This window comes from Streptomyces tibetensis (genome assembly GCF_040647715.1).
Classification (GTDB): Bacteria; Actinomycetota; Actinomycetes; order Streptomycetales; family Streptomycetaceae; genus Streptomyces; species Streptomyces tibetensis_A.
In genome coordinates this window covers 485854-511279 of sequence record NZ_JBEZCR010000004.1, presented here as the reverse complement: position 1 = coordinate 511279, position 25426 = coordinate 485854, and the positions used below count along the sequence as shown (strand labels likewise).

The 25426-nt window shown below is 72.2% G+C and carries 27 protein-coding genes; 14 read left to right on the top strand and 13 right to left on the bottom strand.

Features of this window, described 5'->3' with window-relative positions; translation table 11 throughout:
- Positions 1–81 precede the first annotated feature (81 nt).
- On the top strand, positions 82–528 hold the full coding sequence (locus AB0B29_RS13880; protein ID WP_362238321.1) for a type II toxin-antitoxin system PemK/MazF family toxin: 447 nt from the start codon (positions 82–84) through the stop codon (positions 526–528).
- Here the strand turns inward: AB0B29_RS13880 and AB0B29_RS13875 are convergent.
- Positions 491–1336, bottom strand: a complete 846-nt coding sequence (locus AB0B29_RS13875) for a TIGR02452 family protein (RefSeq protein WP_362238318.1) — start codon at positions 1334–1336, stop codon at positions 491–493. The two genes, AB0B29_RS13880 and AB0B29_RS13875, sit on opposite strands and share 38 nt — an antisense overlap.
- A gap of 290 nt (positions 1337–1626) precedes the next feature.
- Here AB0B29_RS13875 and egtA point away from each other — a divergent pair, with 290 nt between their 5' ends.
- The 5 genes from egtA (at position 1627) to AB0B29_RS13850 (ending at position 6354) form a co-directional block, all read left to right on the top strand.
- Complete coding sequence (egtA, locus tag AB0B29_RS13870) at positions 1627–2928, top strand: ergothioneine biosynthesis glutamate--cysteine ligase EgtA (protein ID WP_362238315.1); 1302 nt, start codon at positions 1627–1629, stop codon at positions 2926–2928.
- Positions 2925–4262 carry an ergothioneine biosynthesis protein EgtB gene (gene egtB, locus AB0B29_RS13865; RefSeq protein WP_362238312.1) on the top strand — a complete coding sequence of 446 codons (1338 nt, stop codon included), beginning with the start codon at positions 2925–2927 and terminating at the stop codon, positions 4260–4262. Before egtA ends, egtB begins: the two co-directional genes overlap by 4 nt.
- Positions 4262–5053, top strand: a complete 792-nt coding sequence (gene egtC, locus AB0B29_RS13860) for an ergothioneine biosynthesis protein EgtC (RefSeq protein ID WP_362238309.1) — start codon at positions 4262–4264, stop codon at positions 5051–5053. The genes egtB and egtC overlap by 1 nt, the downstream gene beginning before the upstream one ends.
- A complete protein-coding gene (gene egtD, locus AB0B29_RS13855) occupies positions 5050–6012 on the top strand; it encodes an L-histidine N(alpha)-methyltransferase (RefSeq protein ID WP_362238306.1) in 963 nt (320 codons plus the stop codon). The genes egtC and egtD overlap by 4 nt, the downstream gene beginning before the upstream one ends.
- A 126-nt stretch (positions 6013–6138) precedes the next feature.
- On the top strand, positions 6139–6354 hold the full coding sequence (locus AB0B29_RS13850) for a dodecin (protein WP_362238303.1): 216 nt from the start codon (positions 6139–6141) through the stop codon (positions 6352–6354).
- A 37-nt stretch (positions 6355–6391) separates the two neighbouring features.
- On the opposite strand, the gene AB0B29_RS13845 is transcribed toward AB0B29_RS13850, so the two are convergent.
- Positions 6392–6886, bottom strand: a complete 495-nt coding sequence (locus tag AB0B29_RS13845) for an LNS2 domain-containing protein (protein WP_362238300.1) — start codon at positions 6884–6886, stop codon at positions 6392–6394.
- Between the two features lie 115 nt (positions 6887–7001).
- On the opposite strand from AB0B29_RS13845, the gene rpmF reads away from it, so the two are divergent.
- The gene (rpmF, locus tag AB0B29_RS13840; RefSeq protein WP_362238298.1) at positions 7002–7172 is read left to right on the top strand and encodes a 50S ribosomal protein L32; all 171 of its coding nucleotides are present in this window, start codon (positions 7002–7004) and stop codon (positions 7170–7172) included.
- Here the strand turns inward: rpmF and AB0B29_RS13835 are convergent.
- A complete protein-coding gene (locus AB0B29_RS13835) occupies positions 7155–7865 on the bottom strand; it encodes a nucleotidyltransferase domain-containing protein (protein ID WP_362238295.1) in 711 nt (236 codons plus the stop codon). The two genes, rpmF and AB0B29_RS13835, sit on opposite strands and share 18 nt — an antisense overlap.
- A gap of 201 nt (positions 7866–8066) precedes the next feature.
- Here AB0B29_RS13835 and AB0B29_RS13830 point away from each other — a divergent pair, with 201 nt between their 5' ends.
- Both AB0B29_RS13830 and AB0B29_RS13825 read left to right on the top strand, forming a co-directional pair.
- Positions 8067–9062, top strand: coding sequence for an LLM class flavin-dependent oxidoreductase (locus tag AB0B29_RS13830; protein ID WP_362238292.1), 996 nt, complete (start codon positions 8067–8069; stop codon positions 9060–9062).
- An 11-nt stretch (positions 9063–9073) separates the two neighbouring features.
- Complete coding sequence (locus AB0B29_RS13825; protein WP_362238289.1) at positions 9074–11419, top strand: excinuclease ABC subunit UvrA; 2346 nt, start codon at positions 9074–9076, stop codon at positions 11417–11419.
- A gap of 5 nt (positions 11420–11424) precedes the next feature.
- Here the strand turns inward: AB0B29_RS13825 and AB0B29_RS13820 are convergent, their stop codons facing one another.
- The gene (locus AB0B29_RS13820) at positions 11425–12240 is read right to left on the bottom strand and encodes a lysophospholipid acyltransferase family protein (protein ID WP_362238286.1); all 816 of its coding nucleotides are present in this window, start codon (positions 12238–12240) and stop codon (positions 11425–11427) included.
- Positions 12240–13007, bottom strand: a complete 768-nt coding sequence (locus tag AB0B29_RS13815; protein ID WP_362238284.1) for a GNAT family N-acetyltransferase — start codon at positions 13005–13007, stop codon at positions 12240–12242. Before AB0B29_RS13815 ends, AB0B29_RS13820 begins: the two co-directional genes overlap by 1 nt.
- Positions 13008–13219: 212 nt before the next feature.
- Between AB0B29_RS13815 and AB0B29_RS13810 the strand changes: the two genes are divergently transcribed.
- A complete protein-coding gene (locus AB0B29_RS13810) occupies positions 13220–13432 on the top strand; it encodes a hypothetical protein (RefSeq protein ID WP_362238281.1) in 213 nt (70 codons plus the stop codon).
- An 80-nt stretch (positions 13433–13512) separates the two neighbouring features.
- Here the strand turns inward: AB0B29_RS13810 and AB0B29_RS13805 are convergent, their stop codons facing one another.
- The 3 genes from AB0B29_RS13805 to AB0B29_RS13795 are packed head-to-tail and all read right to left on the bottom strand — an operon-like array spanning position 13513 to position 16914.
- Positions 13513–14259 carry a succinate dehydrogenase/fumarate reductase iron-sulfur subunit gene (locus tag AB0B29_RS13805; RefSeq protein ID WP_362238278.1) on the bottom strand — a complete coding sequence of 249 codons (747 nt, stop codon included), beginning with the start codon at positions 14257–14259 and terminating at the stop codon, positions 13513–13515.
- Positions 14256–16205, bottom strand: a complete 1950-nt coding sequence (locus AB0B29_RS13800) for a fumarate reductase/succinate dehydrogenase flavoprotein subunit (RefSeq protein WP_362238275.1) — start codon at positions 16203–16205, stop codon at positions 14256–14258. The genes AB0B29_RS13805 and AB0B29_RS13800 overlap by 4 nt, the downstream gene beginning before the upstream one ends.
- 1 nt (position 16206) lies before the next feature.
- Positions 16207–16914, bottom strand: a complete 708-nt coding sequence (locus AB0B29_RS13795; protein ID WP_362238273.1) for a succinate dehydrogenase — start codon at positions 16912–16914, stop codon at positions 16207–16209.
- Between the two features lie 83 nt (positions 16915–16997).
- Between AB0B29_RS13795 and AB0B29_RS13790 the strand changes: the two genes are divergently transcribed.
- Positions 16998–17882, top strand: a complete 885-nt coding sequence (locus tag AB0B29_RS13790; protein WP_362238270.1) for a LysR family transcriptional regulator — start codon at positions 16998–17000, stop codon at positions 17880–17882.
- Between the two features lie 104 nt (positions 17883–17986).
- Here the strand turns inward: AB0B29_RS13790 and AB0B29_RS13785 are convergent, their stop codons facing one another.
- The 4 genes from AB0B29_RS13785 to AB0B29_RS13770 all read right to left on the bottom strand — a co-directional run bounded on the left by AB0B29_RS13785 (position 17987) and on the right by AB0B29_RS13770 (position 22888).
- Entirely contained in the window at positions 17987–20131 is a 2145-nt protein-coding gene (locus tag AB0B29_RS13785; RefSeq protein ID WP_362238268.1) for a putative bifunctional diguanylate cyclase/phosphodiesterase, read from the bottom strand.
- Positions 20128–20940, bottom strand: a complete 813-nt coding sequence (locus AB0B29_RS13780) for an SAM-dependent methyltransferase (protein ID WP_362238265.1) — start codon at positions 20938–20940, stop codon at positions 20128–20130. The genes AB0B29_RS13785 and AB0B29_RS13780 overlap by 4 nt, the downstream gene beginning before the upstream one ends.
- A 333-nt stretch (positions 20941–21273) precedes the next feature.
- Positions 21274–22248 (bottom strand): SCO0930 family lipoprotein, encoded by a 975-nt coding sequence (locus AB0B29_RS13775; RefSeq protein ID WP_362238262.1) that lies wholly within the window; start codon positions 22246–22248, stop codon positions 21274–21276.
- Between the two features lie 388 nt (positions 22249–22636).
- Positions 22637–22888: a hypothetical protein gene (locus tag AB0B29_RS13770; protein WP_362238260.1), complete on the bottom strand. Its 252-nt coding sequence runs from the start codon at positions 22886–22888 to the stop codon at positions 22637–22639.
- A 127-nt stretch (positions 22889–23015) separates the two neighbouring features.
- Here AB0B29_RS13770 and AB0B29_RS13765 point away from each other — a divergent pair, with 127 nt between their 5' ends.
- From AB0B29_RS13765 to AB0B29_RS13755, 3 genes are all read left to right on the top strand, one after another.
- Positions 23016–23147, top strand: coding sequence for a hypothetical protein (locus tag AB0B29_RS13765; protein WP_362238257.1), 132 nt, complete (start codon positions 23016–23018; stop codon positions 23145–23147).
- A 54-nt stretch (positions 23148–23201) separates the two neighbouring features.
- Complete coding sequence (locus tag AB0B29_RS13760; protein WP_031110465.1) at positions 23202–23936, top strand: DUF4239 domain-containing protein; 735 nt, start codon at positions 23202–23204, stop codon at positions 23934–23936.
- A 223-nt stretch (positions 23937–24159) separates the two neighbouring features.
- Positions 24160–24687 carry a hypothetical protein gene (locus AB0B29_RS13755; protein WP_362238254.1) on the top strand — a complete coding sequence of 176 codons (528 nt, stop codon included), beginning with the start codon at positions 24160–24162 and terminating at the stop codon, positions 24685–24687.
- Positions 24688–24838: 151 nt separating this feature from the next.
- On the opposite strand, the gene AB0B29_RS13750 is transcribed toward AB0B29_RS13755, so the two are convergent.
- Complete coding sequence (locus tag AB0B29_RS13750) at positions 24839–25357, bottom strand: hypothetical protein (RefSeq protein ID WP_362238252.1); 519 nt, start codon at positions 25355–25357, stop codon at positions 24839–24841.
- Positions 25358–25426 lie beyond the last annotated feature (69 nt).

Sequence of the window (25426 nt, the reverse complement as noted above, 5' to 3'; positions counted from 1 at the left end):
CGGGCAGAGCCGGAAGGTGCCGTCGGGCGCGAAGTGACCCCGGGGCGGTGCGCACACGGGGGCAGCCTCTAGGGTGCCCCCGTGACTCCGTTCAGCGATGAGAACGTCCCGGGCCGCCACGGCCCCTCCGCCACCGTCCAGGCCGACCCGCGCGAGGTGGGCCCGGTGCGCACGGAGTACTCCCCCGCGCACGACGGCGACCCGGATCCCGGGGAGATCGTCTGGACGTGGGTGCCCTACGAGGAGAACGACGGCCGAGGCAAGGACCGCCCGGTGCTGGTGGTCGCGCGTGAGGCCGGCGGCACCTTCCTGGCCGTGCAGTTGTCCAGCAAGGAGCATGACGGCGACCGGGAGTGGGTGGGGATCGGCAGCGGGCCGTGGGACCGGTCGGGGCGGTTCTCGTGGGTCTCCGTGGAGCGGGTCCTGCGCCTGCACGAGGACGGCATGCGCCGGGAGGCCTGCGCCCTGGACCGCATGCGGTTCAACCGCGTCAGGCGCCGCCTGCAGGAACGCTACGGCTGGAGCTGAACGCCCCCTCGAAGGCGCCGAGCACCGCACGGTCCCGCGTCCGGTCCAGGATCGCGAACACCACGTGTTCGAAGGCCCCCGCGAACCGGCCGCCGGGCCCCAGCAGCGCTCGGAAGGCCTCCGCCACCTGCGCGGGGTCGTTGCGGAACACCCCGCAGCCCCAGGCGCCCAGGACGAGCCGGCCGTATCCGTGGGCGGCTGCGGTCTCCAGGACGCGTTCGGCCCGGACCGCGAGGGCCCGCGGCAGTTCGTGCGCCCGTTCGGGTGCTGAGCGGAGCACCACGCCCGCATTGGGCGCCGGCGAGGTCAGGAAGCCCACGGTGTACGGCTCGGCCAGCAGGCCGCCCCGGTCGTCACGGAAGACGGGTACGGCGGGTGAGTGGATGACACGGTCCGTGTAGAACGGATCGCGGTGGGCGCGGTGGTGGTCGTAGAAGGCGCGGGCCTCCAGGAGGCAGGTGTACAGCGCGGAGGCCCGGCACAGGGCCTCTTCCTGGGCCTGGGCGCCGTTGAGATAGCCGCCGCCGGGGTTTCGGGCCGAGGCGAAGTTCAGCACGGCCAGGGGCCCGCCCAGCCGGTGGGCCGCTTCCAGGCTGCTCTCGCCCGTGACCTCCACCAGCGCGTTCCGCGCGTCCGTCACCCGATCGGCCGACACCGGCACCGGTTCCGGCCCGTACAGGCGGGTGCCCTCGCGCGCCGCCCGCACCTCCGCCGCGATCGAGACCTCGCGCCCGTCCGGCGCACGGTAGGCCCCGGCTGCGACGATCTGCTCGGTCTCCCTCGCGATACCGCGCAGACGCGCGCTCACGGCGCGACCCCCGTACGCGCCGCGAGCGCGCACCGTGCGTGTCGCCTTGTCGTGCTCACGCAGGCATCGTGCGTGATGTCCGATCCCCGCTGCAACAGAGTTTTCGCCTCGGGAGAACGTCGGGGAAAGTCCCTGGAAACGCCGGGCCGGGCCGTATGACCGCCCGGGAACGCCCCGCTCGGCCCCCTTGTGCCGAGCGGCGTGAGCGTCTTGGGTGGACGGGTGATCCCGGCCCGGGCCGCCGAAGAGCCCGGACCGGTGGCATGGTGGAATCTCAGGAGGATCCCGACATGTCCGATTCGGTAAGTGGCTGTATCCGGCCACGTACGTCGTTGTCCGAAGCCGAGGTCGAGGCTCGCGTCCGCGGCATCTGTTTCAAGACCGGCCCACCACGCCGCCTCGGTGTCGAGGTGGAATGGCTCGTCCACGAGCTGCGCGCACCGCAGCTCCCCGTCACACCCGAACGACTGGAAGCGGCCTACGCCGCACTGCGTACGGTTCCCCTGAAGTCGGCGCTCACCGTGGAACCCGGCGGCCAGCTGGAGCTGAGCTCGCTCCCCGCCGCCTCGCTGACGGAAGTCATCGGTACCGTCTCCGCCGACCTCGACGCCGTCCGCGCGGTGTTGCGCGACGACGGCCTCGCCCTCGTCGGCCTCGGCCAGGATCCCTGGCACGAACCCCGCCGCTTCCTGCGGGAACCGCGCTACGACGCCATGGAGGCGTGCCTGGACCGTACGGGTCCCGCCGGCCGCTCCATGATGTGCACGTCCGCCTCCGTGCAGGTGTGCGTGGACGCCGGCCACGAGGAGCCCGGGCCGCTCGGCCTGGTGCGGCGCTGGTGGCTGGCCCACCATCTGGGCGCGGTCCTGGTGGCCGCGTTCGCCAACTCTCCGCTCGCCGGCAACCGGCCGACCGGCTGGCTGTCGACCCGGCAGCTGACGTGGACCCGGATCGGCGCCGGCCGGGCGGGCGGACCACGGCTGGACACCGACCCGCGCGGCGCCTGGGCCCGGCACGTCCTGGACTCCCCCGTGATGTGCGTACGGCGGGAGAGCGGCCCCTGGGACGTCCCCGAGGGGCTGACCTTCCGGGACTGGATCCGCACGGGCGCGCCCCGGCCGCTCACCTGGGAGGATCTCGACTACCACGTCACGACACTGTTCCCTCCGGTCAGGCCGCGCGGCCATCTCGAGCTGCGCATGATCGACGCGCAGCCCGGGGACGACGGCTGGATCGTGCCGCTGGCCGTGACGGCGGCGCTGTTCGACGACCCGGAGGCCGCCGAGACCGCCTACCGGGCCGTGAAGCCACTGACCGAGCGGACGCTGGGGCTGCCGGCGCCGCACAATCCGCTGTGGCTCGACGCGGCCCGCGGCGGTCTGGCCGACGCGGAACTGCGCGAGGTGGCCGTCACGTGCTTCACGACCGCGCTGGACGCCCTGCCCCGGCTCGGCGCCGCCCCCGAGGTCATCGAGGCCGTCACGGCCTATCTGGACCGCTACGTCGTCCTGGGCCGCTGCCCCGCCGACGACCTGCTCGACCGACAGCGCGGCGCGGACGGTCGCGCCCACGGGAAGGACCTTCGCCCATGACCGACACCGATTCCGCTGTCGACGCCCACGCCGTCGACCCCGAGGTGCTCCGTGAGCGGGCGGTCGCCTCCCTGATCGTGGCCCGCGACCGCACCACCCTGCTGACGAGCTGCGTGGAGGATCCCGACCTGACCGCACAGCACTCGCCGCTGATGTCGCCGCTGGTGTGGGACCTCGCACACATCGGCAACCAGGAGGAGCAGTGGCTGCTGCGGGCCGTCGCCGGGCACGAGGCGATACGGCCCGAGATAGACGGCCTCTACGACGCCTTCGAGCACCCCCGCGCCGAGCGGCCCAGGCTGCCCCTGCTCTCACCGGCCGAGGCCCGCACCTACGCGGCCGACGTGCGCGCGAGGGCGCTGGACGTGCTGGAGCGGCACGCGTTCCACGGGACGCGGCTGACGGAGGCCGGGTTCGCCTTCGGGATGATCGCGCAGCACGAACAGCAGCACGACGAGACGATGCTGATCACCCATCAGCTGCGCACCGGCCCGCCGGCCCTGACGGCCCCCGACCCGGAGCCGGCGCCGTTGTTCACCGGCCCGTCCGAAGTCCTGGTTCCCGGCGGCCCGTTCACGATGGGCACCTCGGGCGAGCCGTGGGCCCTGGACAACGAACGCCCCGCGCACCGGCGCGAGGTGGCACCCTTCCACATCGACACCACGCCGGTGACCAACGGCGCCTACCAGGCGTTCATCGAGGACGGCGGCTACGACAACCGGCGGTGGTGGACGGCCGACGGCTGGGCGCACATCCGTGAGTACGGGATCCACGCGCCGCTGTTCTGGCGGCGCGACGGGAAGCAGTTCCTCAGGCGCCGGTTCGGTGTCACCGAGGTCGTACCGGCGGACGAGCCCGTGGTGCACGTGTCCTGGTACGAGGCCGACGCCTACGCCCGCTGGGCGGGACGCCGACTGCCCACGGAGGCCGAGTGGGAGAAGGCCGCCCGGCACGACCCGGCCGGCGACCGCTCGATGCGCTACCCGTGGGGCGACGCCGACCCGGGACCCGAGCACGCCAACCTCGGCCAGCGGCACCTGCGTCCGGCACCCGCCGGGAGCTACCCGGCCGGTGAGTCGCCGCTCGGCGTACGGCAGCTGATCGGCGACGTGTGGGAGTGGACGGCGAGCGACTTCCTGCCGTACCCCGGGTTCAAGGCGTTCCCGTACAAGGAGTACTCGGAGGTCTTCTTCGGGCCCGAGTACAAGGTGCTGCGCGGCGGTTCGTTCGCGGTGGACGCGGTGGCCTGCCGGGGCACCTTCCGCAACTGGGACTACCCGATCCGGCGGCAGATCTTCTCCGGGTTCCGTACCGCCAGGTCGGAGGACGCCTGATGTGCCGTCATGTGGCGTACGTGGGGCCACAGGAGGTGCTGGGCAGGATCCTGGTGGAGCCCCCGCACGGGCTGTACCGGCAGTCGTGGGCGCCGCGGCACCAGAGGTACGGGACGGTCAACGCCGACGGTTTCGGGGTGGGCTGGTACGCCGAGGGCGACCCGGTTCCGGCCCGCTACCGCCGGGCCGGGCCGATCTGGGCGGACCTGTCGTTCGCCGATCTCGCCCGGGTCGTACGGTCCACGGCGGTGCTGGCCGCGGTGCGGGACGCGACCCTGTCGGGCGCGGACGCGGAGGCCGCGGCGGCCCCCTTCGCCGCGGGAAGCTGGCTGTTCAGCCACAACGGGGCGGTACAGGGCTGGCCCGGCTCGCTGGCCGCGGTGTCCCGGACGCTGCCGCACGAGGAGCTGCTGTCCCTGGAGGCCCGCAACGACTCGGCGCTCGTGTGGGCGCTGGTCCTGGCCCGGCTGCGAGGCGGCGACGAAGAGGGCCAGGCCATGGCCGACACGGTCCTGGAGGTCGCCGCCGCAGCCCCCGGCTCCCGGCTCAACCTCCTCCTCACCAACGGCGACACCATCGCCGCGACCGCCTGGGGCGACGCCCTCTGGTACCTCGCCCGGCACGGCGGCGGCACCGTCGTGGCCTCCGAGCCCTACGACGACGATCCGCACTGGCAGGAGGTCCCCGACCGCACCCTGCTCGTGGCGAGCCGCACCGACGTGCTGCTCACGCCGCTGAAGGAGCCGGCCGACACCTCCCTGCCCGCACCCGCGAAGGAGCCCCGTACGTGAGCCCGTTCCGTCTGACCCGCACCCTCCCCGAGGACGCCACGGACGCCGCGCTGCGCGCCGACGTCCACCGGGGTCTGACCGGCCGCCCCAAGTCGCTGCCACCGAAGTGGTTCTACGACGCCCACGGCAGCGACCTGTTCGAGGAGATCACGGAACTGCCGGAGTACTACCCCACGCGCGCGGAGCGGGAGATCCTCCTGGCGCGTTCCGGCGACATCGCCGCCGCGACCCGGGCCCGCACCCTGGTCGAGCTCGGCTCCGGCTCCTCGGAGAAGACCCGGCATCTGCTCGACGCCCTCACCGACCTGCACACCTACGTCCCGGTCGACGTCAGCGAGAGTGCCCTCGACCAGGCCGGACAGGCCCTCGCCGCCGAGCGGCCGGGCCTGGACGTCCACGCGCTGATCGCCGACTTCACCGCGGAACTGACCCTGCCGGACACGCCCGGGCCCCGGCTGGTGGCGTTCCTCGGCGGCACGATCGGCAATCTGCTGCCCGCCGAGCGCGCCGCCTTCCTGGCGTCCGTACGCGCCCTGCTCGCTCCGGGCGACGCCCTGCTGCTGGGCACGGACCTGGTCAAGGACGAGGAGGTGCTGGTCAGGGCGTACGACGACGGGGCCGGGGTGACCGCCGCGTTCAACAAGAACGTCCTGACCGTGATCAACCGCGAGCTGGGCGGCGACTTCGAGCCCAACGCGTTCGACCATGTCGCGGTGTGGGACGCCGGGCACGAGTGGATCGAGATGCGGCTGCGCTCGCGTACGGCACAGACGGTGAAGGTGCCGGCGCTCGACCTCGCCGTCGACTTCGCCGCGGGTGAGGAGATGCGGACCGAGGTGTCGGCGAAGTTCCGGCAGGAGGGCGTGCGCGCCGAACTGTCGGCGGCGGGCCTGGACCTGACGCACTGGTGGACGGACGGCGCGGGCCGCTTCGCGCTGTCGCTGAGCGTGGCGCGCTGAACCGGTGAGCCCGGAGCGGCGGCGACGGCGGGAGACGACGTCTCGCGCTTCGCCGCCGCCTGGGGCACGGTGGAATGACGCGTGACATTCCCGTCACCGGCACGTCACTGGAAGAGGAGCTGCGGCATGTCGAACCACACCTACCGGGTCACGGAGATCGTCGGCACCTCACCGGACGGTGTCGACCAGGCCATCCGCAACGGCATCGACCGGGCCTCGCAGACGCTGCGCAACCTGGACTGGTTCGAGGTGACGCAGGTGCGCGGCCAGCTCGAGGACGGGAACATCGCGCACTGGCAGGTGGGCCTGAAGGTCGGCTTCCGGCTGGACGAGTCGGAGTAGAGGGGCGGGGGCGCGGGCTCTCCCCCGGCAGGCGGTCTCAGGTGCGCCCTTCGCGCTCCTGCGCCGCCTTCATCTCGGCGGACCGGGTCACCCAGTCGGCCCGTACGACGGTGAAGCCCGCGCGGCGGGCGTCGGCGCAGACCAGTTCGTCGTCGTCGACGAGGACGCGGACCTCGCGGGTGCGGGCGAGCCGCCGCAGGATCTCCAGCTTGGTGAAGCGGGCGGGCCGCCGGTCGGCGTCCCGCCGCATGTACACGCGCCCCTCGGGCAGCCCCTGGGCGGCGAGCCAGTCGAGCGTGTCGCGCCGGCAGCGCTCCGGCCGCCCGGTGAGGTAGAGGATCTCGCACTCGCGCGCATGCTCCCGGACCAGCGCCAGGCCCTCCGGGACGGGCGGGTCCTGCGGCGCCGCCGAGAAGAACCCGTCCCAGTCCTTCGGCCTGCGCTGCAGGAACCCCTGCCGGTGCGTGGTGTCGGCGAGGGTGTTGTCCAGGTCGAACACGGCCAGCGGGGCCTTGCTGCGGTCGTCGCTCACGCCGTCAGCCTAAGCGGTCCGCGAAGGGTGAGAGTGGCTGAGACCCGGAACCGTATTGTTAATGGGATCCATTTTCATGTAGCGTCTCGGTGCCTGATCACCGAGGAGGAGTCCCATGGCCGTCCCCAAGCGGAAGACGTCCCGCAGCAACACCCGTCACCGTCGCGCCCAGTGGAAGGCCGCCACGCCGACGCTGGTCCCCGTCACTGTGGACGGCGCTCGTCACCTCGTACCGCAGAACCTCGTCAGGGCCTACGAACGCGGTCTGCTACGCCTCGACGGCTGAGCACGCCCGCTCCGCCCAGAAGTGCGCCCGGACCCGGCGCAGCCAGGCCTCGACCGGCGCGTCGTCGGGCTCGTCCGGCAGTGCCGTGGGCCCCGCGTCGAAGGCGGCCTCGTAATGCCGGAGCAGGGGCAGGGCGGCGCTGGGGTCTGCGGCGACGCGCTCGCCGAAGGCGTGGTACTCGTCCGGGTTCTCGACGCGGATCGTCAACCGCCCGGTGGTGTACAGCTCCAGGCCCTGCCCGCACAGCCGCTTGAGATGCCGGGCGTGCTTGGCCGTGCGCTTACGGGTGTCGGCGGAGAACGAACCGTCACCGCGCGCCTCCAGCCGCCGGAACTGCTGGGTGGCGTAACCGAGATAGGCGTCCCGGACGCGCTTGGCGCTCAGGAACGCCGAACGGATGCCGATGAGTTCGTCGCCGAGCGGGGTGCGCACCTCGTACAGGTCGTCCGGGAGCCACACCAGCTCCATCGCGGTCGGGTTGCCGCCGAGGGCCAGCCGGCACCACTTGGCGGCCTCGTGCAGGGTCCGGTCCGGGGCTGTGCTGACGTGGGACTCCTTCGGCCGGCGCAGACCGTGCAGCTCTTCGGTCGGCGCGGCGAACAGGCCGAGGCGGTCGATGTCGGAGCCCGGGCGGGCCAGGCCGTAGGCGGTCGATCCGACGATGCCGGAGAGCAGGACGTTGGGGACGGTCACGGTCGGCCGCCTTTCGCTATGAGGTACCGGAACATTGTCCTGACGTGCCAGGACGCGGTCACCCTGTTTTCCGGCGACGGCCCACCGGCGGTCCACGCGGGACGGCGGAACACCGGCGGGGCCCGCGCGCCGTGGCCGGTCCGCCGGCGGTCCAGGCGGGACGGCGGAATACCGGCGGGGCCGCCCGGCGTAGAACCTGGTATGGATCCCGTGCGCCTGTCCGTCCTCGACCGCTCCCGCACCCGCGAGGGGCACACCCACCCCGAGGCGCTGCGCGACACCGTGCGGCTGGCACAGGAGCTCGAGCGGCTCGGCTACCACCGCGTCTGGGTCTCCGAGCACCACGGCGTGCCCGGAGTCGCCGGCTCCGCGCCGACCGTGCTGGCCGCGGCCGTCGCGGGCGCGACCCGGACGATCCGGGTCGGCACCGGCGGGGTGATGCTGCCCAACCACCGGCCGCTGGTCGTGGCCGAGCAGTTCGGCGTGCTGGAGTCCCTCTTCCCCGGGCGGATCGACATGGGGCTGGGCCGGTCGGTCGGCTTCACGGACGGGGTGCGGCGGGCCCTGGGCCGCGACAAGGGCGACGCCGACGACTTCGAGGCCCAGCTCGCGGAGCTGCTCGGCTGGTTCCGGGGCGCCTCCCCCACCGGTGTCCACGCCCGGCCCGCCGAGGGCCTGAGCGTGCCGCCGTTCGTCCTGGCCATGGGCGAGGGCGCAGGCATCGCCGCCCGCGCGGGTCTGCCCATGGTCATCGGCGACCTCAGGAACCGCGAGAAGATGCGGCGCGGCATCGACCACTACCGCGACCGCTTCCGCCCCTCCCTCTGGGCCGCGGAGCCCTACGTCGTCGTCTCGGGCACGATCGCCGTGGCCGGCACTCCCGAGGAGGCCCGGCGGCTGCTGATTCCGGAGGCCTGGTCCATGGCGCACTCCCGCACCCACGGCACCTTCCCGCCCCTGCCGCCCGCCGAGCGCGTGGCATCGCTCACCATGACCGCCAAGGAGCGCGGCTTCTACGAGTCCGGCCTGAGCGGCCACATCGCCGGCACCGAGGAGCAGGTGGTGCACGAGCTGGAGACGCTGCTGAAGGAGACGGGCGCCCAGGAGGTCCTCGTCACGACCAGCACGTACGACCGTGAGGCCCTGCTCGACTCCTACCGGCGGCTGGCCGCGATCACCTCCGGTCAGTCCGGTTAGAGTCGTCTCCCATGCACGACCGCGACCCCCATGACCCGTACGTCCGTGTCCGCGGAGCCCGGGAGCACAACCTCCGGGGTGTCGACGTCGACATCCCCCGGGACGTGCTGGCCGTGTTCACCGGCGTGTCCGGCTCGGGCAAGTCGTCGCTGGCGTTCGGCACGATCTACGCGGAGGCGCAGCGGCGCTACTTCGAGTCGGTGGCGCCGTACGCGCGCCGGCTGATCCACCAGGTCGGCGCGCCGAAGGTCGGGGAGATCACGGGCCTGCCCCCGGCGGTCTCGCTCCAGCAGCGCCGGGCGTCGCCCACCTCGCGCTCCTCCGTCGGCACCGTCACCAACCTGTCCAACTCCCTGCGCATGCTGTTCTCCCGGGCCGGCACCTATCCTCCCGGCGCCGAGCGGCTCGACTCCGACGCCTTCTCGCCCAACACGGCGGCAGGGGCCTGCCCGGAGTGCCACGGGCTCGGGCGGGTGCACCGCACGAGCGAGGAGCTGCTGGTCCCCGACCCGTCGCTGTCGATCCGGGACGGGGCGATCGCCGCGTGGCCGGGTGCCTGGCAGGGCAAGAACCTGCGGGACATCCTCGACGCGCTCGGTCACGACGTGGACCGGCCGTGGCGGGAGCTGCCCGCGGGCGAGCGGGAGTGGATCCTGTTCACGGACGAGCAGCCGGTCGTCACGGTGCACCCCGTGCGGGACGCCGACCGGATCCAACGGCCTTACCAGGGCACGTACATGAGCGCCCAGCGGTACGTGATGAAGACGTTCTCGGACTCCAGGAGCGTCACCCTGCGGGCCAAGGCGGAGCGGTTCCTCACCAGCGCTCCCTGCCCGGCGTGCGGCGGCAGCCGGCTGCGCCCCGAGGCCCTGGCAGTGACGTTCGGCGGCCGGACCGTCGCCGAGCTGGCGGCGCTGCCGCTGGTGGAACTGGCCGCCGGTCCCGACGCGAGTTCGGAGGCGGCCCGGGTGCTGACCGACGACCTGCGGTCCCGTATCGCGCCGGTCGTGGAGCTGGGCCTCGGCTACCTCAGCCTCGACCGGCCGACCCCCACCCTCTCCGCGGGCGAACTGCAGCGCCTGCGCCTGGCCACCCAGCTGCGCTCGGGCCTGTTCGGGGTCGTCTACGTCCTCGACGAACCGTCGGCAGGACTGCACCCGGCGGACACCGAGGCGCTGCTCACGGTGCTGGAGCGGCTGAAGGCGTCCGGGAACTCGGTGTTCGTGGTGGAACACCACCTGGACGTGGTGCGCGCCGCCGACTGGCTGGTCGACGTGGGTCCGGACGCGGGCGAGCACGGCGGGCGGGTGCTGCACAGCGGCCCGGTGGCCGACCTGGCGGGTGTCGAGGAGTCGGCGACCGCCCGCTACCTGTTCGACCACTCCCCCGCCCCGGCCCGGGAGGTGCGCCAGGCGGTCGGGTGGCTGAAGACCGGCCCGATCATCCGGCACAACCTGCGCGGCGTGGCGGCGGAGTTCCCGCTCGGCGTGTTCACCGCGGTCACGGGCGTGTCCGGCTCCGGCAAGTCCACGCTCATCGGCGAGATCACCGAGGACTCGGCGGGCGTGGGCCGGCTGGTCTCGGTCGACCAGAAGCCGATCGGCCGCACGCCGCGCTCCAACCTCGCCACCTACACCGGCCTCTTCGACGTCGTACGCAAGGTGTTCGCGGCCACCGAGGGGGCGCGCGAGCGCGGTTTCGGGGTCGGACGGTTCTCCTTCAACGTGGCGGGCGGGCGCTGCGAGACCTGCCAGGGCGAGGGGTTCGTCAGCGTCGAGCTGTTGTTCCTGCCGAGCACGTACGCGCCGTGCCCGGACTGCGGCGGGGCCCGCTACACCCCGGAGACACTGGAAGTGACGTACGGGGGGCGGAACATCGCGCAGGTGCTGGATCTGACGGTGGGGAGCGCGGCGGAGTTCTTCGCGGACACCCCGGCGGTGGCCCGCAGCCTCGCCACCCTGCTCGACGTCGGTCTGGGCTACCTCCGCCTCGGCCAGCCCGCGACCGAGCTCTCCGGCGGTGAGGCCCAGCGCATCAAGCTGGCGAGCGAACTGCAGCGCGGCCGGCGCGGCCACACGCTGTACCTCCTCGACGAGCCCACGACCGGGCTGCACCCGGCGGACGTCGACGTCCTGATGCGCCAGTTGCACGGCCTCGTCGACGCCGGGCACACGGTGGTCGTCGTCGAGCACGACATGTCCGTGGTCGCGGGCGCGGACTGGGTGATCGACCTCGGCCCCGGCGGCGGGGACGAGGGAGGCCGCATCGTGGCGGCGGGGCCGCCGGCCGACGTCGCGCGCTCGGCGGAGAGCCGGACTGCCCCGTATCTGGCGCGCACCCTCACGGGCTCTCGCTGAGGTCCCTACGCCACCAGCACCGTGTGCGTCCAGGCCGGTGCGGCCGTCTCCTGCTGCTGTGCCGCTCGGGCGAGGGCGCGGCGGTCGGTGCCGCCGCCCGGTGGGACGGGGTCACGGACCTCGACCTCCGCGATCAGGCCGCGGGACCTGGCCACCCGCCACAGGGAGGCCAGCAGCGTGTCCTCGCCGACGTACGCGGGGGCCGTGGTCGCCCTGCCGTCACCCAGCCGGTAGCCGAGACGGACCGGCTGGACCGGCACCCCGGCGTCCAGGGCGGCCTGGAAGACGGCCCGGTGGAAGGTGCCCTGGGCCCGGCCGCACCAGGTGCTGCCCTCGGGGAAGGCCGCGACAGCGGTGCCCTCGCGCAGTGCCGCGGCGATCCGGGCGACGGTGTCCGGGAGGGCCCGCAGCCGGTCCCGGTCGATGAACAGGGTTCCGCCGCGGGCGGCCAGCGCACCGGCGACGGGCCAGCGCCGCACCTCCGTCTTGGCCAGCATCCGGGCGGGGCGTACGGCGGCGAGCAGCGGGATGTCCAGCCAGGAGATGTGGTTGGCGACCAGCAGCAGCCCCCCGGTGGGGGCGGCGGCGCCGGTGACCCGGACCCGGACCCCTGCAGCCCGTACGATCCACCGGCACCAGCGCCGGACCAGCGACGCCGGTATCCGGGTGCCGACGGGGGTCAGCGCGATCCCCGCGAGGAGGAGCAGGACGACCGCGCCGAGCCGCAGTACGGCCCGCGGCACATCCCGCGCCCGCACGGCCGCCGGCGCCTGGACACAGGCCTCGGGCGTGCAGGGCGCGGTGGGCAGCCAGGCGCTCATCAGGCCGGTACGAGGGAGAGGAAGTGGCGCAGGTAGCGCCCGTTGACGCGGCTCATCGGAAGCAGCACGTACAGGTCGGCGACGCCGAAGTCCGGGTCGTGGGCCGGTTCGCCGCACACCCAGGCACCGAGGCGCAGGTAGCCGCGCAGCAGGGCGGGCAGTTCGACGCGGGCCGCGGGCACCGGACCCGGCGTCCACGGCAGCAGCGGCCGGACCCGGAACTCCTCCGGGGAGAGGTGCCGGCCGCTCACCCGGTCCCAGGTGGCGGACGCCAGGGTGCCGCCGTCGGCGAGCGGGACGGAGCAGCAGCCGGCCAGCCACTCGTGGCCGCGGTCGACCATGTAGCGGGCGATGCCGGCCCAGATGAGGCTGATGACCGCGCCGTCACGGTGGTCGGGGTGCACGCAGGAGCGGCCGACCTCGACGAGCTGCGACCGGATCCCGTCGAGCGCGCTCAGGTCGAACTCGCCCTCGGAGTACAGCCGTCCGGCGACCACCGCGCGCTCCGGTGGCAGCAGCCGGTAGGTGCCGACGACCTGGCCGGTCGTCTCTTCCCGTACGAGCAGGTGGTCGCAGTACGCGTCGAACGCGTCGGCGTCGAGGCCCGGCTGCGGGCCGGCCAGCAGGGCGCCCAGCTCCCCGGCGAAGACGTCGTGCCGCAGCCGCTGGGCGGCCCGCACGTCCTCCTCGTTCCGGGCGAGGGCGACGGTGTAGCGGGTGGGGGCCGTGGGCTGCGCGGGGCGGTCGACGGTCAGTACGCCGGTCATGGCTCTCTCCTGGTCACGGGCCGGTTCGCCGAGGCGGGCGGGCGCTGAGCGGTGTCGTGCGGGCCTTCGCCTCTGTTCTCCCGACACCGCCTGACCGTCGCGTGTCATGTGCAGAGAGAGTGGGTGTGAGCTTGTTGAACGGCTCGCGCCCCGGTGCGGCCGATGGCCTCGCCGGACACGCGCCCTGTCGCTGACGCGGCCGAAGTGAGCCCATGAGGGAACACGGAGGCGACGAGCGGCGAGGCGGCTCGGCCTCGTCCACCCAGCGGCGACACCCCGGGTGCGGTGCCGGGGAAGCGGCCCGGCGCACCGCCGAGGAGCTGACGGAGCTGATGGGCTCTGCGCACAGCACCGGCCTGCGGCGCGGCGAGCTGGACCTGGACCTGAACCCACTGGGGCCCCTGCTGGCCGATCCCGGCGTCTGACGACGCCCTCAGGGGCGCGCAAACTGTGCGAACAACCACCACGAACCAGCAGCTGCCGAAGCCCCGAAGCCCCCGCGGCGCTACCGAATCACCTTCCGCGCAGCCCGCAACCACTCCTTGTTCATGCTGGTGATGGACATCAGCGGGATGCCCTTCGGGCAGGCGGTGGCGCACTCACCCGCCAGCGTGCACCCCCCGAACCCTTCCTCGTCCATCTGCTCCACCATGTCCAGCACGCGGGTCTCCCGCTCGGGCGCCCCCTGCGGCAGCACGTTCAGATGGTTGATCTTGGCGGACGTGAACAGCATCGCCGCCCCGTTGGGACAAGCCGCCACACACGCACCGCACCCGATGCACTCCGCGTGCTCGAAGGCGAGGTCGGCATCCGGCTTCGGCACCGGCGTGGCATGCGCCTCGGGGGCTGCTCCGGTCGGCGCGGTGATGTACCCGCCGGCCTGGATGATCCGGTCGAACGCCGACCGGTCCACGACCAGGTCCTTGATCACCGGGAACGCCGACGCCCGCCAAGGCTCCACGTCGATGGTGTCGCCGTCCTCGAAGGAGCGCATGTGCAACTGACAGGTGGTGGTCCGCTCGGGCCCGTGCGCATCGCCGTTGATGACGAGCGAACACGCGCCGCAGATGCCCTCGCGGCAGTCGTGGTCGAAGGCGACGGGGTCCTCGCCCTTGACGATGAGCTCCTCGTTGAGCGTGTCGAGCATCTCCAGGAACGACATGTCGGGTGAGATGCCGTCCACCTCGTACGTGGACATCGTGCCGTCGGCGTCGGCGTTCTTCTGCCGCCAGACGCGCAGGGTGAGCCTCATGCGTAGCTCCGCTGGGTGGGGTGGACGTACTCGAAGACCAGGTCTTCCTTGTGCAGGACGGGGGCCTCGCCGGTGCCGGTGAACTCCCAGGCGGCGGCGTAGGAGAACTCCGCGTCCCTGCGGGCGGCCTCGCCGTCGGGTGTCTGGGACTCCTCGCGGAAGTGGCCGCCGCAGGACTCCTCGCGGTGCAGTGCGTCGAGGCACATCAGCTCGGCGAGCTCCAGGTAGTCGACGATGCGGTTGGCCTTCTCCAGCGACTGGTTGAACTCCTCGCCGGTGCCGGGCACCTTGATGCGCCGCCAGAACTCCTCGCGGATCTGCGGGATGCGCTCCAGTGCCTTGCGCAGTCCCGAGTCGGTGCGGGCCATGCCGCAGAACTCCCACATGAGCTCGCCGACTTCGCGGTGGAAGGAGTCCGGCGTCCGGTCGCCGTCCACGGACAGCAGCAGGTTGAGCCGGTCCTGTGTTTCGGCCAGCACCTCCTGGACCACGGGGTGTTCCTCGGTCACCGCCTCGTGGTGCGGGTTGCGGGCCAGGTAGTCGTTGATGGTGGAGGGGAGGACGAAGTAGCCGTCCGCGAGTCCCTGCATCAGCGCGGAGGCGCCGAGCCGGTTCGCGCCGTGGTCGGAGAAGTTGGCCTCGCCGATCGCGAACAGCCCGGGGACGGTGGTCTGCAGGTCGTAGTCGACCCACAGGCCGCCCATCGTGTAGTGCACGGCGGGGTAGATCCGCATCGGCACCTCGTACGGATCCTCGTCGGTGATCCGCTGGTACATGTCGAAGAGGTTGCCGTACCTGGCCTCGACGGCCTTGCGCCCCATCCGCTCGATGGCGTCGGCGAAGTCCAGGTACACGCCCTGGCCGCCGGGCCCGACCCCCCTGCCCTCGTCGCAGACGTTCTTCGCGGCGCGGGAGGCGATGTCGCGGGGGACGAGGTTGCCGAAGGACGGATAGATGCGCTCCAGGTAGTAGTCACGTTCGTCCTCGGGGATCTCGTCCGGGGGCCGCTGGTCACCCTTCGCCTTCGGCACCCAGATCCGCCCGTCGTTGCGCAGCGACTCGCTCATCAGCGTCAGCTTGGACTGGTGGTCGCCGGTGCGCGGGATGCACGTCGGGTGGATCTGGGTGAAGCAGGGGTTGGCGAAGTACGCGCCACGCCGGTGGGCCCGCCAGACGGCGGTGGCGTTGGAGTTCATGGCGTTCGTCGACAGGTAGAAGACGTTGCCGTAGCCGCCGGACGCCAGCACCACCGCGTCGGCGAAGTACGTGTCGACCCTGCCGGTGACCAGGTCCCGCGCCACGATCCCGCGCGCCCGCCCGTCGACCACGATCAGGTCGAGCATCTCGGTCCGCGGGTGCATCTCGACGTTCCCGGCGGCGATCTGCCGGCTGAGGGCCTGGTAGGCGCCGAGCAGCAACTGCTGGCCCGTCTGGCCGCGGGCGTAGAACGTGCGCGACACCTGCACGCCGCCGAACGAGCGGGTGTCGAGCAGCCCGCCGTACTCGCGGGCGAAGGGCACGCCCTGGGCCACGCACTGGTCGATGATCTCGACGGAGATCTGCGCGAGCCGATGGACGTTGGACTCACGGGCCCGGAAGTCGCCGCCCTTGACGGTGTCGTAGAACAGCCGGTGGACGGAGTCGCCGTCGTTGCGGTAGTTCTTCGCGGCGTTGATGCCGCCCTGCGCGGCGATGGAGTGGGCGCGGCGCGGCGAGTCCTGGTAGCAGAACTGGACGACGTGGTAGCCCTGTTCGGCGAGGGTCGCGCCGGCGGAGCCGCCCGCGAGGCCGGTGCCCACGACGATCACCGTGTGCTTGCGGCGATTGGCCGGGTTCACCAGCTTGGCCTCGAAACGGCGCTTGTCCCAGCGCTCGCCGACCGGCCCGGCGGGCGCCTTGGAGTCGACGACCGGATTGCCGGTCAGGTAGTCCGCGTAAGAGGTCATGTCAGCTCACCACTCCGGTCATGACGCCCACGGGTACGGCGATGAAGCCGGCCGTGAGCAGCAGCGCGAGGACGTTCGCGAGGGTCTTCAGGGCGCGGTCGCGGGTGCGGCTGCCGACGCCGAGGGTCTGGGCCGCGCTCCAGAAGCCGTGCCGGACGTGCAGGCCGAGCGCGAGCATCGCGACGATGTAGACGACATTGCCGTACCAGGTGGAGAAGGTGTCCACGACGTTCTGGTACGGGTGGCCCTCCTGGAAGCCGCCGGAGTGCACGGTGCCGGTCGTCAGATCGAGGATGTGCCACACGATGAACAGGCCGAGGATGATGCCACCCCAGCGCATGGTCCGCGTCGCGTAGCTCGCCCGTGGCTTCCTGTGCACGTACTTGCCGGGCCGCGCCCGGATGTCCCGGCGACTGAGCTGGTACGCCGAGGTGGCGTGGGCAACGACGGCGACGACCAGCACGATCCGGACGAGCCAGAGCGTCCACTCGTCGTGCATGAACGGCTCGCCGACGGTGCGCAGCCAGTGGGCATAGTGGTTGAACTCGCCCGCACCGAAAAAGATCTTCAGGTTTCCGATCATGTGGACGACCAGGTAAAGCAGCATGATCAGACCACTGACCGCCATCACGGTCTTCTTGCCGACGGTGGAGTCCCACACGGTGCGTGCGAAGGACGGCCGCCGGTCCGTCCGCGTTGCCAGAGCCATGGAACAGCACGCTACGGATCCGCGTCCGATCGGTCCAAGACATGGTCCGGCTTGACTCCATAGGCTGTGGCTATGGTGGGAGCATGCAGTTCCAGCAGCTCCAGTACTTCGTGGCCGTCGCCGAGACACGGCACTTCACCCGGGCCGCCGATCTGGTCCACGTCGCCCAGCCGTCGCTGTCGCAGCAGATCAAGGCGCTGGAGCGGGAGCTGGGCGCGGACCTGTTCCTGCGCGCCCGGGGCAACATCACGCTCACGGACGCCGGGGAGGCGCTCCTGCCGCTGGCCCGCCGCATCCTGGCCGACGCGGACACGGCCCGGCACGAGGTGCAGGAGCTGGTGCAGCTGCGCAGCGGCCGGGTGCGGCTGGGCGCCACGCCGAGCGTGTGCACGGGTCTGCTGCCGGACGTGCTGCGGGCCTTTCACGACCGCTACCCGGGGATCCGGCTGCTGATCGAGGAGGGCGGATCGCACGACCTGGTGCGGGAACTCGCGCGCGGTGCGCTGGATCTGGCGCTGGTGGTTCTGCCGCTGCCGACTCCGTCGCCGGCGCTGACGACGGTGGAGCTGCTGCGGGAGGACCTGGTCGTGGTCTCCTCGCCGGACGCGCCGAGGCCGGGGCAGGGACGGCGTGCCGTCAGGGTCTCCGATCTCGAGAGTGAGCGGCTGGTGATGTTCCGGCACGGGTACGACCTGCGCGAGCTGACCGTGGCGGCGTGCCGGGCCGAGGGCTTCGAACCCGACTTCGCCGTGGAGGGCGGGGAGATGGACGCGGTGCTGGGCTTCGTGCGAGCCGGGCTGGGCGTCGCCGTGGTGCCCCGGATGGTCGCGACACGGTCGGGGCGCGGCCTGCGGGTGACGCCCCTGGCCCGGCCCGGATTGCACCGGACGATCGCGCTGGCCCACCGCAGCGACGTGGCGCCGCCCCGGGCCGCTCGGGAGTTGCAGCGGATGCTGCTGGAGCGGTGAGGCGGCTTGTGCCGTGAGCGTCGTGGGGCCTGGGCGCCGTGCGGGGGTGCGGGGCCGTCGTGGTTGTTCGCGCAGTTCCCCGCGCCCCTTACCGGCGTTGCCCCTCAGCCCGTTGCATCCACCAGGGCCAGCTGGTGCAGCCGCTCCGGCGGGCCCGGCCTCGCGTAGTACCAGCCCTGGGCCGTGTCGCAGCCGAGGATGCGCAGTTGGTCGGCCTGGGCTCCGGTCTCCACACCTTCCACCGTCACCGCCAGGTCCAGGCTGTGGGCCAGGGAGACGATGCCCTCGACGATCTTCAGGTCGACGGGGTCCGCCGGGAACTGCTGCATGCTCTGGGTGAAGGACCGGTCCAGCTTCAGGACGCTGACCGGCAGCCGGCGCAGGTTGGCCAGGTTGGAGTAGCCCGTCCCGAAGTCGTCCAGGGCGATGTCGACACCCATCTCCGCAAGCCGCCGCAGCGGTTTGAGCAGATCGTCGTCCGCCCCGATCAGCGCCGACTCCGTGACCTCCAGGCACAGCGCGTCCGGCTCGACGCCCGTGCGCTCCAGGATGTCGACCGTGTCCTGCACCAGGCCGGGATGCGTCAACTGGCACGGCGACAGGTTCACGTTGATCCGCAGCGGCCCCACCGCCTCGGCGCCGCCCTGCAGTTCCCGCCACTCACGAGCCTGGCGCACCGACTGCTCCAGCACCCACCGGCCCAGCGGCACGATCAGGCCGGTGTGCTCGGCCAGCGGGATGAAGCGGTCCGGCCCCAGCACCCCGTGCTGCGGGTGCAGCCAGCGCACCAGCGCCTCGGCGCCCCGGACACTGCCGTCGCCGAGATGCACCAGCGGCTGGTACTCGATGAAGAACTCGCCCCGCTCCAGCGCCGTCGGCAGCGCCGTGGTCAGCCCGTGCCGGGTGATGGCCCGGGCGTCGGCCTCCGGATCGGCGAGTTCGAAGCGGTTGCCGCCCGCCGACTTGGCCCGGTACATGGTGATGTCCGCGCTGCGCAGCACCTCCGCCGGGCTGCGCTCCCCGGCCGGGCCCTCGACGATGCCGATGCTGCCGCGCACGGTGAGCTCCCGGCCGTCCACACTGATCGGCGCCAGCAGTGCGTTCATGATCCGCCCGGCGAGCTCGTCGACGTCCCGCTGGGTGTCGGGCCCGGTGGTCAGCGCGACGAACTCGTCACCGCCGAGCCGCGCGACCATCTCGCCCGGTGCCGTGGCGCAGGACTGCAGCCGGTCGGCGACCTCCACCAGCAGCCGGTCGCCGGCCGCGTGGCCGAGGCTGTCGTTGATGGTCTTGAAACCGTCGAGGTCCAGGTAGCACAGCCCGAACCGCTGGCCTGCCCCGGCGCCCAGGGCCTTCTCCAGGCGTTCGAAGAAGAACGTGCGGTTCGGCAGCCCGGTGAGCGCGTCGTGCGTGGCCTCGTAGCGCAGCCGCAGGTTGAGCAGCCGCCGCTCGGTGGTGTCCTCCATGAGGGCGAGCTGGTACTGCGGATCGCCGTCGGCGTCGCGCAGCAGGGAGACCGTCAGGTTGGTCCACAGGACGGTTCCGTCGGGGCGGTAGAACGCCTTCTCCAGGTGGTAGTGCTCCCGTTCGCCGCGGACGAGTTCGTCGTAGAGGCGCCAGGTCTGGGGAGCGTCGTCGGGATGGGTCCACTCCCGGACGTTGCGGCTGCGCAACGTGTGCTCGGAGACCCCGAACATGCGCAGCAGGGCGCCGTTGACCTGCAGTATGTTCCCCTCGAGGTCGGCCATGCCGATTCCTATGGCCGCGCCCTCGAAGACGGCGCGGAAACGCGCCTCGCTCGCGTGCAGGGCCTGCGCCACCACGCCCTGCGCCTGGAGGGCGGCCTGCGCGATGGCCTCCTGCTCCGCCAGCGTCCGCTCGCGCAGCGCCCTCGCGAAACCGGCCGCCATCGCGTGCTGGAGCCGCGCACACCGGGCTCGCAGGTCCTCCTGGTCGCCGTCACCCCCGCAGTACAGGACCAGGTAGGCGTCGACGCAGTCCAGGGTGCGGCTGAGCGCCTCCGGGTCGGTGCAGTGCGCGTCCACCAGGGCGGCTCCGACGGCCCTGCCCGCCTCGGAGTCGAAGGTCCGGGCCAGCAGTGCCTCGCTCAGCCGCCGCGCCTGGGGCAGCAGGTGCGCCTCGAACTCGGTCCGGGTCGACGACGTCGAGGTCACCGGGAAGACGGCCCGGCTCCAGATCGTCGCGAACCGGCGCAGTCTGTCCTCCGGCCCGTCCGGTTCCGCGGTCACGCCGTACGCCCCACGCCCGCGAATCCGGAGAACGCATACGGATCCTCGTCCTCCGGTGCGGTGTCGGGCCGCCAGCGCGGCGGCGGCACCAGTCCGGGTTCCACCATGTCGTACCCCTCGAAGAACCGCGCGATCTCCTCGCGCGAGCGCATGATCAGCGGGTTGCGGATGTCCCTGTACACGTCCACCGCGCCCCCGGCCCGCTCCGGCGGCAGCGGGACCCCCTCGTAGGAGGCGTGGGTGAGCACGAGCAGGCTGCCCGGCGCGAGCGCCTCGCCCAGTTCGGCCACGGCCCCGTACGGGTCGTCCTCGTCCTCCACGAAGTGCAGTATGGCAACGAGGAGCAGCGCCACTGGCTGATTCAGGTCGATCAGCCGCTCCACTTCCGGGCTGCGCAGGATCTCCTGGGGCTTGCGCAGGTCCGCGGCGACGACCCCCGTGTCCTCGTTGCCCTCCAGGACCGCCTGGCTGTGCGCCACGGCCACCGGGTCGTGGTCGACGTAGACCACGCGGGCGCCGGGACGGGCGGCCTGTGCCTCCTCGTGGACGTTGCCGAAGGTGGGGATGCCGGAGCCGATGTCGAGGAACTGGGAGATGCCCTGGTCGGCCGCGTAGCGCACGGCGCGGCGCATGAACGCCCTGTTCGCCTGCATGATCTTGGGGAGCCCCGGCATGAACTCCATGGCCCTGCGGGCCGCTTCCCGGTCGACCTCGAAGTTGTGCGATCCGCCCAGGTAGTAGTCGTACATCCGGGAAACGCTGGGCACCGAGATGTCGATGCTCCGTGGGGCCCAGGCGGGACGCTCCATCTATCTCTCCAAGGCGTAGGCGATCCGGTGTTCGAGCAGAGGCTACTGATCGCCCGCCAAGGGAGCGACCCGAAACGGAAATTGACCATCCGTTCCCGGTCACTGCCTGCGGCACGTGCCGAATTGATACCCCCGCGCATGCCCTTCGAACATATGACGAACAGTGTCCGGGGCATTCCGGAGCGTTCCGGTTCGGCAGGGGCAGAGTGCCGTGGAATTCGACGAGTTCAGGTGAAGCACGACAAAACGGTCCACCCCTCCGTGGGGCACGGAGGGGTGGACCGGGTCTGCGCTTGGGTGGACGAGATGATCAACCCTGGGGAGGTTTCACCACTACTCCGACGCGCCGACCAGCTTGCCGTCGGGCCGGACGGCGTACCAGGTGCCGCCCACGCCCTGGCCGTTGGTGTCACCGGGAGCCTTGTCGCCGGCGAAGGTGTAGATGGGCGAGCAGTTGATCGTCTGCTGCCGGCCCTCGCCGTCGGTCCGGTCGAAGGTCATGTAGCCCTTCTTCTGGATGCCCTTGGTGTCGGCGAAGTCGACGGGCTCCACGAGCGGCCACTTGGCCAGGCACTCACCGGTGCAGTTGGAGACCGGCTTGGGCCAGGCCTCGTCCTTCTTGAACCGGTAGACGGTCATGCCGTTCTTGTCGACGACGATCTCGCCGAGCTTGGGGTCCTTGCGCGTGGACAGCCCGGCCTGGACCGCTTCACCGCCGCCCCCCGCACCGCCCTGCGCCTTCTTGCCGTCGGGGGCGAGCGCGTACCACTTGCCGCCCACACCCTGACCCTTGACGTCACCGGCGTTGACGTCCTTGGCGTAGCGGTAGGCGGGCCAGCCGGCGACCGTGAGCTGCTTGGTGCCGTCGGCCCGGGTGACCGAGCCGAGCAGCGCCTTGTCGATGCCCTCGCCGGCCTCGGCGTCATCGGCCGGAACCGGCGGCCAGGTCTTGGCGCAGTCACCGTCGCAGTTCGACTTGGGCGGCTGCTCGGTGTCCTGGTCGAACCGGTACAGGGTGAGGCCGAGACTGTCGGTGACCACCTTGCCGACCTTCTCGGCGGTGGAGACGGACAGCTTGCCGGCGGGGTTGGACGGGCTGGAGGCGCTCGGTGCCGCCGGCTGGCCCGTCGCGGTGCCGCCCGCCGCGCCCGCGGTGCCCGAGCCGATGTTTCCGTAGTCCCCGGGCGCGGCCGTGGCGCCCACGTTCTGGCTGGCCGCCGGTGGGCTGTCCTGACCGCACGCCGTCGTCAGCGCCAGGACCGCCGCGGCGCTCGCCACGAGTGAGGCGCTCCGCCAGGAGGTCTTCATCGTCAACTCCCCATAATCGCAAGGGTGTTGCAGCGCCCTGCTGCGCCGCCGCACGGTCATGAGTACGCATGGGGACGGCGATTGTGTTCAACCGTCGGCCAAATTTCTTTCCGGAACCCGGGACGAGTGCCTCGAGACGCCGCACACGGGTGCGCCTCGAGCTCTCCACGGGCGACCGCGGATCAAACCCGCCGTGCCCGGATATCCCTCTTTCGGGGCAATCCCCTTGCATCCCGGCCCGACCGGGCGGCACAGGGCTCATGATCTTCGTCGTGCATGGACCCCTTTCGACTCAACGCGCCCTTGCGACACGAGCCTTGGCGGCGGCGACGCTGACCTGGGCGCTCGTCGGCGCACCGGCCGGAGTCGCGGTGGCCGACGCCTGCGCCTACGCCTCGACGGGGCCGGACGGCATCGAGGCAGCGGCGTACGCCGGCAGCAAGAAGACGTGGCCGTGCCCGACACCCACGCCGACCCCGTCACCGACGCCGACTCCGACCCCAACGCCACCGCCGCCACCGCCGCCGAAGCCGACGCCACCGCCGAAGCCGACGCCGGACCCGCCGCCCCCACCGAAGCCCCCGCCACCCGAGCCGACCCCCACGACCAGGCCCGAGCCGCCGGCGCCCCCGCCACCCACGCCACGCCCGGCACCACCCCCGCCGCGGCCGGCCCCGAGGCCCGTGCCGCCGACGCCCCCTCCCGCCGCACCGGAGCCCGCTCCCCCGCCGCCGGCCACCCCGGCGCCCGGCCCGTCCGCGAAGCCCGTGCACTACCCGCGCTACCGCGCCGCACCACCGCGGCCACGGCCGGCGAACGGCGCGGTGTCGCCGCTCACCTTCGTTCTGCTCGTCACGGTGCCCGCGGTGGTGGCCGTCGCCGCGCTGCGTGCGCGCTGATCCCTGAAGCCCTGGAGGTACCTCTTGCCGGAATGGCTTGTTCTCACCCTCGCGATGCTGGCCGCCTGTGCCGTGGTGGTCATCATCACCTTCGTTCGCCACCGCGCGGCGCCCGAAGACGAGGACCCCAGTGAGACCCCGGACGTCATCGAGTACATGACGATGTGGATCGGCGTGGTCTACGCCATCGTCCTCGGCCTGGCGATCGCCGGTGTCTGGGAGGGGCGCAGCGCCGCACAGGACCACGTCCAGGCCGAGGCGACCGCGCTGCACGAGATCTCGGAGCGGGTACGGGTCTATCCGGCCGAGGAACGCGACCGGATCCGGGACGACATCCGGACGTACGTGAGCCATGTCGTGACCACCGAGTGGGACACCATGGCCGACAAGGGCGAGGTCACCCCGCGCGGCGCCGAGCTGTTCGAACGGATCCGCCAGGACGTCACCGACTACGAGCCGGCGACCGACTTCGAGGCCCAGGCCTACCAGCCACTGCTGGACCAGGTGACCGCGGCGAACCAGGCCCGGATCGCCCGGGCGGAGTCGACCGGGGAGACCATGCCGGGGGTGGTGTGGTTCGGGCTGATCGCCGGGGCCGTCATCACCATCGGGATGATCTTCGCGCTGCAGATCCGCAGAACCACCCGCGAACTGGTCCTCGCCGGGTTGTTCTCGGCGCTGATCGCCTTTCTGCTGTTCCTGATCTGGGACTTCGACTCCCCCTACAGCAGGGGCGTGACCGCCTCGGCGGACCCGTTCCTGAACCTCTTCCCGGGCGTCGGGGACTGACCGCGCCACACAGCACGGATCCGGGCCGGGGGACGCGCGACACACCGTCGCCGTCCCCCGGCCGCCTGGGCGGTGTTCCCCCGGGTGGCGCACACCCGTGCCCCATTCGCGCTACTGCGATCGCGCCGCCGCGCGCGTCTTCCTAGCGTTTCGGGCATCGAGGTGCATGTGTGACGTGCGCGGAAGAGATCCGCGGCTGCTCCTCGGGGACCCGGAGGATTCCATGCGCGCGATACGCCTCGCCTCGGCCGTACTGCTGGGTGCCGGCGCCCTCACCTCGTGTGTGCCCGCCGCCGACGCGGCGATCCGGACCGACTTCGGCTTCAACATCCTGCCCTCCACCGTGAGGGCGGGGGGTGAGGTGACCCTGCACGTCACGCGCAACCGGGCATGCCGGGGGGAGGCGACGGTCGACTCGCCCGCCTTCGACCCGGTCACCATCCCGCGGGACGAGTCCTGGACGACGGTGGTCGTCGACTGGGACGCCAGAGCCGGTGCCGTCTACGAGGTCGAGTTCGCGTGCGACAGGTCGATCGGCATCGCGCGCCTGACGATCGCGGGTGGCCGGCCGCCGCACCACCCCACCCGGCACCCGACGCGCCACCCCGACAAGGGTGTGCGCGCCGGTGAGGGCGGCACCCTCGCCGGGTTCGACCTCAAGGAGATCGGTCTGGGCGCCGCACTGATCGCCGGGTCGCTCGGCGTCGCCTACCACTTCTCACGCCGCCGCACCGACGGGGACGCGAACTGACCCGTTCCGCGGCAGGCCTTCGCCCCGGCTCCCGAGAGGGAGCCGGGGCGAAACGCGTTCACGTGCGAGGCGGCGACTCGTCGAAGAAACGGCACGACGAGAGCGTCCGTGTCAGCCTCGAAGCAGTGTCCCCACGAGGCGTCCGTGTCAGTCAGATGCGCCGCTCGGCCCGGCGGCGCATCCAGAAGACACCGCCGCCGACCAGGGCCGCGGCCACGAGACCACCGCCGATGGCCATGTCCGTCGGGGTCGCACCGGTGGTGCTGCTGCCGCCGATGCCGCCGCGGACACCGCCGATGACGGTGAAGGCGTGCGGCTTGGTCATCCGCCTGCCGTTGCAGTCGACCGTGATGTCGTACGAGCCCGGGCGGGCGTTGCTGTTGACGATGGCGGTGCCCCGCGCGGTCCCGTTGCCGGCGCCGCCCCGGTCGCCCTCGTTGCCCTTGCCGCCGCCGACCGGCGAGAGTCGCGTCGGCGAGAACGCGTTCGAGGTCGCCGTGCCGCCGCCCCGGCAGCCGTCGACCGTGATGGTCAGCTGACCGCCGGGGGCGATCACGCTGGGCAGGGCGGTGATGTTGCTCGGCGTGTCCCACGCGACGGCCGCGGGGGCGGAGAGACCGAGGGCGGCGACCGCTGCGCCGGCGACCGCCAGGGCACGAGTGTTACGCATGTGAACCTCCGCGGAAGACGCCCCGGGACCCGTCCCCGGTCGATCGGCGAGAAAGCGCCTCCCAGAAAG